This window comes from Paracoccus sp. (in: a-proteobacteria), assembly GCF_047973135.1.
Lineage (GTDB): Bacteria > Pseudomonadota > Alphaproteobacteria > Rhodobacterales > Rhodobacteraceae > Paracoccus.
In genome coordinates this window covers 1-1,562 of the sequence record NZ_JBKEBL010000062.1, presented here as the reverse complement: position 1 = coordinate 1,562, position 1,562 = coordinate 1, and the positions used below count along the sequence as shown (strand labels likewise).

1 protein-coding gene and 1 pseudogene are annotated in these 1,562 nt (G+C 65.9%); both read left to right on the top strand.

Features of this window, described 5'->3' with window-relative positions; all coding sequences use genetic code 11:
- The coding region (locus tag ACK5L9_RS05460; protein ID WP_416910442.1) for a DUF3363 domain-containing protein at positions 1-1,078 on the top strand (1,078 nt) is incomplete at its 5' end.
- Positions 1,079-1,198: 120 nt separating this feature from the next.
- Positions 1,199-1,562: pseudogene (locus ACK5L9_RS05455) on the top strand (conjugal transfer protein TraG); the annotation flags it as partial.

The window sequence follows — 1,562 nt, the reverse complement described above, 5'->3', positions numbered from 1 at the left end:
GATCCGCAATGCGCTGGAACGGGAGGTCACGGCGGATCGCTGGACGCGGATCGACCGCGAAATCCAGTACCGCGCCGACGATCTCGGCCTGATCGACCTGCGCCCCGAGGCGAAGGGGCCGAATGATCCCGCGTTGCGGCGGCTGATGATCGGTCGTTTGCAGCATCTGCGAAAGATGGGATTGGCCACCGAAGGCGCGCCCGGCGAATGGATGGTCGGGTTTGAGGCCGAGCAGACCCTGCGCGAACTTGGGACGCGTGGCGATAACATCAAGACCATGCACCGGGCCTTCGCCGCGCGGGGCGAGGATCGCGGCGTGGCCGAATTCGCGACCGATGGCACGGAGGCCAGTTCGCCAATCATCGGGCGGTTGGTAGAAAAGGGCTTGCATAATGAGCTGACCGGCGAGGCCTATGCCGTGATCGATGGCATTGATGGGCGCGCCCATCATGTCCGGTTCCGGGGGCTTGAGGCTTTTGATCACGCGCCGCCCGAGGGCGGGATCGTCGAAATTCGTCGCTTCGGAGGCCCGGACGATCCGCGCCCGACGCTGGTGCTGGCCAACCGTTCGGATCTCGACCTGCAGGCCCAGATCACCGCGCCCGGCGCGACCTGGCTGGATCACCGGCTGGTCGAACGCGACCGGATGACGCTCACCATGGGCGGCTTTGGTCAGGAAGTGCGCGAGGCGATGGAGGCGCGGGCCGACCATCTGGTCGATGAGGGTTTTGCGCAACGTCAGGGCCAGCGCCTCACCCTGCAACGCAATCTCCTCGCCACCCTGCGCCGGCGCGAACTCGACGCCGCGGGCGAGACGCTGGCGCATGAGACCGGCCTGCCGCATCACCCTGCGCAGGCGGGCGAGCATGTCAGCGGAACCTACCGGCGGCAGGTGATCCTGTCCTCTGGGCGCTATGCGATGATCGAGGGGATCAGCCCGGATGGCGGCCCCGGTTTCCAGCTTGTGCCATGGTCGCGCGAAATTGAGCCGAAGCTGGGCAGACATGTATCGGGCGTGGTGAGGTCCGGCGGCGGTATCGACTGGAGCCTTGGGCGCAAGCGCGGGCTGGGGATTTGAACAGCCCATACAGCCCCTGCGCTCCGCATCCTTTCCGATCTGCACGCCACCACCGCCGTTTCCACGATGCGCATGGCATTTGCGTTGCAATCCCTTTCGCCCGTCCGCTCATGTCTCCGCATGACCGCCACGAAAATCCTCTGGGGCCAGATCCTCATCGTTTTCCTGATCGTGCTCACCACCACATGGGGCGCGACGCAATGGGTCGCCTGGCGGCTGGGGTTTCAGGCGCAGCTTGGGGCGCCATGGTTCGATCTGATGGGTGTGCCGATCTACCCACCGCCCGCCTTCTTCTGGTGGTGGTATTTCTACGACGCCTATGCCCGTGCGGTGTTTTGGGAAGGCGGGGCCATCGCGGCCTCGGGCGGGTTTCTCTCCATTGCGGTCGCCATCACCCTGTCGGTGATGCGGGCGCGGGAGGCGGCGGTTGTCGATACCTATGGCTCGGCCCGGTGGGCGGAGCGCAAGGAAATCGAGGATGCCG